At 35.8% G+C, this 6,256-nt stretch carries 10 protein-coding genes; all 10 read right to left on the bottom strand.

Annotation, left to right across the window (positions count from 1 at the left end; genetic code table 11):
- Window positions 1–305 precede the first annotated feature (305 nt).
- Window positions 306–674: a DUF1801 domain-containing protein gene (locus tag ACH0B5_RS15165; protein WP_122970735.1), complete on the bottom strand. Its 369-nt coding sequence runs from the start codon at window positions 672–674 to the stop codon at window positions 306–308.
- Window positions 675–706: 32 nt separating this feature from the next.
- Window positions 707–1,207 (bottom strand): GNAT family N-acetyltransferase, encoded by a 501-nt coding sequence (locus ACH0B5_RS15160; RefSeq protein ID WP_122970736.1) that lies wholly within the window; start codon window positions 1,205–1,207, stop codon window positions 707–709.
- A gap of 124 nt (window positions 1,208–1,331) precedes the next feature.
- Complete coding sequence (locus ACH0B5_RS15155; protein WP_122970737.1) at window positions 1,332–1,835, bottom strand: GNAT family N-acetyltransferase; 504 nt, start codon at window positions 1,833–1,835, stop codon at window positions 1,332–1,334.
- A gap of 124 nt (window positions 1,836–1,959) precedes the next feature.
- Window positions 1,960–2,238, bottom strand: a complete 279-nt coding sequence (locus ACH0B5_RS15150; protein WP_122970738.1) for a hypothetical protein — start codon at window positions 2,236–2,238, stop codon at window positions 1,960–1,962.
- Between the two features lie 41 nt (window positions 2,239–2,279).
- A complete protein-coding gene (locus tag ACH0B5_RS15145) occupies window positions 2,280–2,726 on the bottom strand; it encodes an NUDIX hydrolase (protein ID WP_406928052.1) in 447 nt (148 codons plus the stop codon).
- Window positions 2,710–3,297 carry a group-specific protein gene (locus tag ACH0B5_RS15140; RefSeq protein WP_406928051.1) on the bottom strand — a complete coding sequence of 196 codons (588 nt, stop codon included), beginning with the start codon at window positions 3,295–3,297 and terminating at the stop codon, window positions 2,710–2,712. The genes ACH0B5_RS15145 and ACH0B5_RS15140 overlap by 17 nt, the downstream gene beginning before the upstream one ends.
- A gap of 66 nt (window positions 3,298–3,363) precedes the next feature.
- On the bottom strand, window positions 3,364–3,591 hold the full coding sequence (locus ACH0B5_RS15135) for a hypothetical protein (RefSeq protein WP_406928050.1): 228 nt from the start codon (window positions 3,589–3,591) through the stop codon (window positions 3,364–3,366).
- A gap of 134 nt (window positions 3,592–3,725) precedes the next feature.
- Window positions 3,726–4,139, bottom strand: coding sequence for a DUF4275 family protein (locus ACH0B5_RS15130; protein WP_341361725.1), 414 nt, complete (start codon window positions 4,137–4,139; stop codon window positions 3,726–3,728).
- A gap of 134 nt (window positions 4,140–4,273) precedes the next feature.
- Window positions 4,274–5,044: an IclR family transcriptional regulator gene (locus tag ACH0B5_RS15125; protein ID WP_122970741.1), complete on the bottom strand. Its 771-nt coding sequence runs from the start codon at window positions 5,042–5,044 to the stop codon at window positions 4,274–4,276.
- Between the two features lie 65 nt (window positions 5,045–5,109).
- Window positions 5,110–6,249: a CaiB/BaiF CoA transferase family protein gene (locus ACH0B5_RS15120; protein WP_122970742.1), complete on the bottom strand. Its 1,140-nt coding sequence runs from the start codon at window positions 6,247–6,249 to the stop codon at window positions 5,110–5,112.
- Window positions 6,250–6,256 lie beyond the last annotated feature (7 nt).

The following is a 6,256-nucleotide window of genomic DNA, read 5'->3' as shown; positions in this document are numbered from 1 at the left end:
ATTCCATCTCCATTACCACTCTAAAAGTATATTTTCACACGTGCAGAGCACGTGGTTTTAAAAGAATTAATAAAAAAAGCAATCACCATTACTGATTGCTTCTAATCCAAAATTATTATTTTATTAAGCCCACCTTAAGGGATAAGAATCAGTTGTAAATGAGGATGATTGACCACTGTTTCATGAAATTTTTCATCTATTCCATATAACGTTTTGAAGGAATGTTAGCATTGACTACACTGCACAAGTATTCGCTTGGTCAAATAAAAAACGATAATCTAATTAAGATTATCGCCTTACTTATCCTATTTCTCATTTATTGCAACGGCTGCCTGAATAAAGGAAGTAAAAAGATCCGGTTGAATGTCTTCCATTTTTTTAATTTGTATATGCCTCATAGTTTTACCTGAACCTTGTAGTAAGTGATGGACATCCATTTCTTCAAGCTCAATTCCTTGATGGAAACCGAGGTTCACATGTTTTTTCGCCGTTTGTAAATAACATACTAATCCATTGTTTGAATAGTTCGGCATGGACCATTTGTACTCTTCCTTCAGTTTCGGTGACGCATCTAAAATTAGTTTTCTTAAAACGAGGGTCATTTCTTGAATGTTTTCGGGTAGCCCCTCTAACCATTCGTCCACTTCCTTCATTGTTCTTTCTCTATAAGTCATTGTGAATCTCCTTTTTATATGGAAAGGTATCCTTAGGATAAGGAATATAAATAAACATCTTGCCCTTTTAAAACAATTTCCTTTTCTAATGTCATTCCAATCTTTTCTGCAACCTTTTTGGATGCCGTATTAGCAGGTTGAATAAGGGCAATAAACCTTTCTAGTTTTAATTGCGCTTTACCATAATCCAATAACGTTTTAGCTGCTTCAGTTGCGTAGCCTTTTCCCCAATATCGTTTGGCAATCCAATAGCCGATTTCGATCTCTTCTTTGCCGTCTATCGTTTGGGGTACTAATCCAGCATGCCCAATTAAGCTGTTATCCTCTTTATTGACTAACACCATTAAGCCATAATATTCACCGAATTCATATGTTCGATAAATCCAATTTAAGAACTCTTGCCCACCTTCTTTATCTCTTACGTTCCCATTTCCAATGTAGCGAACAACATCCGGGTCAGATAATAATGACATGAGAAAATCAAAATCCTCGTTCGTATACCTGCGGAATCGTAATCTATCGGAAGTAATCAATGTTATCCCCCTTAACTAAAACTAAATTGTGATAAAACCTTTTCTCCCTTTACAACCGAAAATCCTTCATCTTAAAAGAAAAAGGAATTCATGCTTTAAATTCCTTTTTGTTGAATCAATTGATTTACGATACTTTTTTACCTAATATAATTAAATCTCTTTTGATACCGTCTAAAGTAGCAACCTCTGGTAATAACGCCCACTTTTCAAAACCAAAACTAGTAAATAGGCGGAGGCTTGGTTCATTGTGACCGAAAATAAATCCTAGTATCGTCTCCACTCCATAATTTGGAGCGGATTCAATTACTTTCGTTAACACTTTTTTCCCGAGACCATGCCCTCTAAAATTTTCATCTAAATAAATACTTACTTCTACCGTTGCACTATAGGCGGGTCTTCCATAAAAATCTTGAAGGCTAACCCATCCACAAATTTGACCATCTAGCTCTACTACCCATAACGGTCTTTTTGATGGTGAATGTTCGTGGAACCACTTTAATCGATCTTCGACTGTTACAGGTTCTGTATCTGCCGTTACCATTCTACCAGGAATGGTAGAGTTATATATTTCAACAATTCTCGGTAAATCTTCTAGTGTTGCGTCTCGAAAAGCTATTTCTTGTGACATCCAACCACTCCTTTTTAGCCAAGTTTTATTTTCATGTTAATGCTCATTATCTCCAAATACAATAGAAAGTTTTTGCTCACCATCTCTATAAAAAAAACGCCTCTACAAATGGTAGAAACGCCTCTTAAAATTTTGGTCGTTCTCTTTTAAAAATTCCATAATACAGTAAAATAAATCCGATGACCATAAGGAAGACAAATCCATAGACCATCACCGTCATTCCGACGAAGCCGTCCCCTTTATTCATACCGAATAATATCCCTAATATCCATGATAATAACGGTGCGACAAAGACGATGGTTGTAATACCCCAAACAGTAAATTTTCGTTTTGCCGATTTATTCCGACTGAAATATACAGCCAAAATAATTGCTAATACTAAAATACAAATGGCAATAAGCAACTAAAAACGCGCTCCTTTAACATGTCTTGATGACTAAGTTTTTATAACCATTCCAATTGTATCGCTTTTTTATAAGCTAAATCTAGTATTTGAATTCGTTTCTCAAAGTTCGTTTCAAGCTTTGTAATCATTTGTTTTGCCGTGTTAAAGTTCAATAGAACATATCCTGTTTTTTCATTTTCAAATGTATAAGGCAAAAATTGTTGTACTTTTACCAAATACCAAATCGTATATGTGTCAGTCGATTCCCAGTACCATGAGGCAAAAGGAATTTTTTCATTTGATATCGTCATCCCTACTTCTTCCATCGCTTCTCGCTCCAACGCTTCTTCAAAGCTTTCGTTCCCTTCTATTCTTCCACCGATTGTTGTGAGAATCTGTTCTTCCTTGTCCCAAGCCATTACAACTAACCCATCATCTGTTATCGGAACACAATGTACGCCCGCAATCGGTTTATCGTTAGGCAACTCTTCAATGGCCATCAACATTGGCAGAGACCTCCTCCTGATTCCACGAAATGATTTCTACATTCGTCACATCTATTTCCCCTAAACTTAATACATGGGGAATGAAGTGAAACATTCCAAAAGGTTTTCCATTCTTTTTTCCAGCATTATAATATTCCACTGTTTCAGAAGGAATTTTTCTCATTTCTTTATATTCGGCAATATCGAGCAGCAGGAAGTCCTGTTCATCAAATTCTTCTGCTGGCCCTTTAAAATTTTCCTTAGAGTAGAGATAGAGAGCATTTTGATTCGGTTGGAGTCGTTCCACTGGAATTTTGAAGAAAAGCAAATTTTCCTTTTTCTTGATTTCTAACTTAGTGAGTGCATCATACACATGAAAAGGATGCATAGGTAGGAAATGAAGCACATCATTCCATAAGCAATGTAATTTAGGAACTTGTCTTTTGAGTAGATTTGGTCGGTCAGGATGGTCAAAATATTTTTTTGTATATTGCTCATACAAGTGGGGATAAGTTGTTCCTAACACATTTAATGGAATCAGTCGATCTCCTTGCATATCTTTTGGAACCATATGGTAAACATATTGGGACATACTAGCACCTCCAAAAATGGTAACGCCTTTATTTGATACAATTAAAATGCCGAGCCTTCTAGCTTATTACACCCATGTTTTCTTTTTGATAAACCACATTAATGTAGTTAAAATAAGTAATATAATTGGCGTAATCCCTACAAATTTCCAAACATTATTCGAACCCGAAAAATAGTAAGCAATTGGTAAGAAAGTGATTGTGCTAATTAATAGAAGTATCCAAGACTTTTTTTCGATTCCTAATATTAAAGTAACCATTGAAATAAATAGTGAAAGTTGCCATAAAAGTACCAATTTACCCCCTCCATCTATCCAAAATTCCCCTTAACTTTACTTTAATATTCTACAAACATTTCCAAAAAGCCTTGTTTCCCCATGAAATTGATAGAAGAACATAAAGAAGGCTCTCCCCTAAAGTAAGAGAACCTTCATATTTTCGAAATGAAATAAGGTCCGCATAGTTCTTCATGGGTCATCATGAATGTCCAATTTCGTTCCCAATCCATTACGTAAATATCGCCGTAGTCCATATGGTATTGGTCATACGGTAAATCTTGAATAAGTAGACCTTTCCCGTTTTCTACTAAATAAGATTCATCTACAAATTGATAAAAGATTGTACATTTCCTTTTAGCTTCTTTATTAAAAAGTTTAATAGCCTCTTCTTTCATTGCACAATCAACAGCTTCCCAGCTACATAAATGCCATAAGAAACTATTTAAATGAATCTCTTCCTTTTCTTCCTTTGATAAATGGTTGGCAAATTCATTTTCCCATGTCTTGCGCAAATATGGACCCCATTTTGGAAGTTCTAAAACTTTTAATTCTTGTTTAAAATGCATATTTTTTAATTCTCCTAAAATCTAATTCACACTACGATTTTACACTGAGTTGTTCAATGGTGTTGAAAAAATTCATTAGAAAAAGCTCGGCATTCGACTTGCCAAGCTTTTTTCAAAACAGTAAAAAATTCCACTTATGAAAGATGCTTTTCAATCTCCCTTTTTGCATTGAAAAGGAAGTCTCTATACATTTCTGTATCCTCATTGTTAAATCGAACATCCGGAACAATAATGGCAATAGATGCGATTGGTCTACTATGAGAAATAATAGGGACACTTACAGAACAAGCCCCTATAATTCGTTCACTTTCAGTTTGGACATAGCCTAGCTTACGAATTGTTACTAAGTCCTCTAAAAGTTTATCGCGATTCGTTATTGTATTATCGGTAATCGGAACCCTTTTTACCCGATTCAAATAATCATCGATTTCATGTTGGGGTAGATAGGCAAGAATGGCCTTTGCTGAAGCCCCAGCATATAAAGGGGATGTATCTCCAACATGGTTTCTCGCTGTTAATTGATGAATACTCTCGTAATTCAAAATGCATCTTCGCTGATCCCCGTCTAGAATGCTCATAGAAACACTTTCGCCTATTTTTTCACTTAATGATTTTAAAATAGGTTCTGCTATAGCGAGAATAGTAGATTCCTGCTCGACTAATTTTCCTAAATAAAATAGAGATAAGCCAAGCTGATATTGTTTGGTTTTTTCATCTTTTATGAGAAACCCTTCATGTACGAGTGTCGCTACAAATCGTTGTAAGCTTGAGAGGCCAATACCTGTTTTTTTATGAAGATCCGTTAATGATAGCTTTGGTTCTTCCCTTGTAAAGGCTCTTAAAATAAGGACCGTTTTTTGAACTGTATTCATTAAATAATTTCTTTCAAAAGTCGTTTGATCCATAAAAGCTCCCCCTTGCACAACCATCATAACAAAACCTATTCCCCATTGTTAAGTGAATTCAAACATTACACTTTCAAAGAATTTAAATATTCCGACGTATGTTCTCCTAATAGTGGAGGAGCTTGATCATAGGAAATGTTTAAACTTGAATGTTGTAATGGATTTTTAACGAATTTCACCTTTCCGTATACCGGATGTTCCAATTCTCCGATTAAGTTCCTTGCTTTTACTTGAGGCTGTTCCAAAGCTTCTTCTATTGTATTAACTCGACCACCAGGAATTTTATGTTGTTGCAATAAGCTTAACCATTCATCCCTCGACTTTGAAACAGTAATTTCTTGTAGAAGTTCCGTCAACTCTTGTTCATTTTGTTTTCTTAATGTATTTGTTTTAAAACGTGGATCTTCTGCCCATTCTTTACGACCGATCATATGACAAAACTTTTTAAATTGGGCATCTGTACCGATACAAAACATTAACGGTCCATCCGCGCAAGGGAATACTTGATATGGTGCAACATTGTTATGTTTATTGCCTAATCGTTTTGAAACAAAATGGGCATTTAAATAAGCACTGGATACATTGGCAAGGCTACTTAATTGAACATCAAGGAGAGCCAAATCAATAAACTGGCCTACATTTGTTTGATCCCGTAAGCGTAACGCTGCTAAAATCCCTATCGCTACATAATTAGAAGTTAAAATATCTGATATAGGTACACCGACTTTTGTCGCTTCCCCTTCCGCATCCCCGGTTACATCCATTAAACCACTCATTGCTTGAATTACTGGATCGAAGCCCGGCTCATTCGCAAGGGGTCCAGTTTGACCAAAACCCGTTACAGCACAATAAATAATTCGAGGGTTCACTTTCTTTAATACTTCGTAACTTAACCCCATTCGTGCCATATCGCCCGTTTTAAAATTTTCTAATACGACATCCGCATCTGCAACGAAAGATAAAAATTTCTCTTTATCTTCTTGTTTTTTTAAATTTAATACAATTGATTTTTTATTTCGATTGGCACAAAGATAGTACGTACTTTGGTCATTCACAAATGGCCCCCAATCCCGCATGCTATCTGAACCATCGGGATGTTCAATTCGGATGACCTCTGCCCCTAAATCTGCCAATAACATAGACCCGGCAGGTGCCGCATAAACCCTTGATAAATCTAACACACGAATTCCGTCTAATGGGCGCATACTTCAC

This window comes from Ureibacillus sp. 179-F W5.1 NHS (assembly GCF_045369345.1).
In the GTDB taxonomy this organism is placed as follows: domain Bacteria; phylum Bacillota; class Bacilli; order Bacillales_A; family Planococcaceae; genus Ureibacillus; species Ureibacillus halotolerans.
Note: the sequence above shows the minus strand (reverse complement) of the source record. Positions and strands in the feature narration are given on the sequence as shown.

What these genes read in the sequence shown, in the direction of transcription:
- ACH0B5_RS15165 (WP_122970735.1), bottom strand. Translation starts at nt 674, where the DNA reads ATGACTTATAGAGAAAGAACAATGAAGGAAGTGGACGAATGGTTAGAG.
- ACH0B5_RS15155 (WP_122970737.1), bottom strand. Translation starts at nt 1,835, where the DNA reads ATGTCACAAGAAATAGCTTTTCGAGACGCAACACTAGAAGATTTACCG.
- ACH0B5_RS15145 (WP_406928052.1), bottom strand. Translation starts at nt 2,726, where the DNA reads ATGTTGATGGCCATTGAAGAGTTGCCTAACGATAAACCGATTGCGGGC.
- ACH0B5_RS15140 (WP_406928051.1), bottom strand. Translation starts at nt 3,297, where the DNA reads ATGTCCCAATATGTTTACCATATGGTTCCAAAAGATATGCAAGGAGAT.
- ACH0B5_RS15130 (WP_341361725.1), bottom strand. Translation starts at nt 4,139, where the DNA reads ATGCATTTTAAACAAGAATTAAAAGTTTTAGAACTTCCAAAATGGGGT.
- ACH0B5_RS15125 (WP_122970741.1), bottom strand. Translation starts at nt 5,044, where the DNA reads ATGGATCAAACGACTTTTGAAAGAAATTATTTAATGAATACAGTTCAA.
- ACH0B5_RS15120 (WP_122970742.1), bottom strand. Translation starts at nt 6,249, where the DNA reads ATGCGCCCATTAGACGGAATTCGTGTGTTAGATTTATCAAGGGTTTAT.